Here is a 701-nt window from a genome sequence, read left to right on the forward strand (position 1 = left end):
AGAACCTGTTTAGTATCTAGCCAACCATCCGGTCCAGTGATAAAATAGAGGGGATGAGGGGGGAAGACAGGTGAGGAAAAGCTATCCAAGTGACATCAGTCGGAAACAATTTGAAGAAATACGCGAGGAATTGTCCAGAGTCAAAAAGCTAACACATCCCAGAAGCTACGACCTGTATGACATATTTTGTGCAGTTTTGTATCTGTTGAAAGAAGGATGCACATGGCGAGCCATCCCACATGATTTCCCTAAATGGCAAAATGTGCGGTATCATTACGACATATGGTCAAATCCAGATGAAAATGGAGTCAGTGTTCTTGACAGGGTTTTACGCAAACTGGTGGAAGCAGAGCGGGAAAAAAACGGACGCAAGGCACAAACAACAATGATAATTGTCGATTCCAAAAGCATTCAAAATGCTGATACCGCAGAAGAAAAGGGCTATGACGCGGGGAAAAAGTATCTGGGATAAAACTACATATTGGCGTGGACATTTTGGGGCTACCCCACGCAATTATGGTGACGACCGCCAATGTAACAGATCGAACCGGCGCAATTGATATGGTTGATTATTATTGTGATGTAACCGACCATCTGTCTGCGCTCAAAAAGATTATGGCAGATGGAGGCTACACCGGAGAAACATTTGCAAACTCAATCAAGGATCTTTCTGGTGCGGAGGTTGAGGTCGTTAAGCGCAA

The 701-nt window shown here is 44.4% G+C and carries 2 protein-coding genes; both read left to right on the forward strand.

Annotated elements, in window-relative coordinates; genetic code table 11:
- The first annotated feature begins 70 nt into the window (after positions 1 to 70).
- On the forward strand, positions 71 to 472 hold the full coding sequence (locus U8U68_RS22055) for an IS5 family transposase (protein ID WP_066533747.1): 402 nt from the start codon (positions 71 to 73) through the stop codon (positions 470 to 472).
- 14 nt (positions 473 to 486) lie between these two features.
- Positions 487 to 701: transposase (locus U8U68_RS22060; protein WP_331679210.1), on the forward strand; the 215-nt coding region annotated here is incomplete at its 3' end.

The organism is Acutalibacter intestini (assembly GCF_034334985.1).
Classification (GTDB): Bacteria; Bacillota; Clostridia; order Oscillospirales; family Acutalibacteraceae; genus Acutalibacter; species Acutalibacter intestini.